General features: G+C 60.8%; 1 protein-coding gene. It reads right to left on the reverse strand.

Going from position 1 to position 710, the window contains the following annotated elements; translation table 11 throughout:
- Window positions 1–710, reverse strand: a 710-nt coding sequence (gene fliD / locus B2J89_RS23355; RefSeq protein ID WP_169170833.1) for a flagellar filament capping protein FliD, incomplete at both ends; no start/stop codon positions are given.

Genomic DNA, 710 nt, shown 5'->3' on the forward strand with positions numbered 1-710 from the left:
TGATCTTTTCCGCCACACCATCGTTTGACGTGCCCCCCTCCGGGCCGCGAAACATCGCCTTGATTGCGTCGGGATTTTCAAGCGCCTTGTTCAGCTTGGTTGTGTTCACCTCCAGATCGCCAGTGGGGGAGAGGGTCGAGGGACCACCGGCCGACACGATGCCGATGTCCGACAGACTGCGAAACGGACCCGTGCCGCTTGCCAGGGACTGGAGCGCTGCACGCAACGTGTTCTGCAAGCCTACCGCCGTAGAGTCACCTTGCAGCAGTCCAGCGGATTTTGTTTCCCTGTCGTACCTGGTGATGTTGTTCAGCGCCTGGTTCAACATGTTGTAGGCCTTCACGAACTCGTCAATATTGGCCTTGATCGCCGTGTCATCTTTTGCCACCGTCACTTCCACGGGCGCAGTAGTGACCTGCACGGCGTTGAATGTCACGCCAGCAACGGTTTTGGCAAACTGGTTGGTCGCGGACGTCACTGCAATGCCATTGACGGTGGCCTGGGCGTTGGCGCCGTATTCGATGGTGGAGCCGGCAGTCAAACGCGCCAGGCCCAATGCGTCGGCAGCGTTGCCATCGCTGTCACTCGCGCTGAGCTGAAAACCGGCCTCTTCGCCCGTGGTTTTGCTGCGCAGCAGCAGGCGCTCACCGGAGGCGTCCGAGAGAATCGTGGCGGTCACGCCGGCATTGGCGCCGTTGATCTTGCCCGCC

It is taken from the genome of Acidovorax sp. SRB_24 (assembly GCF_012931925.1).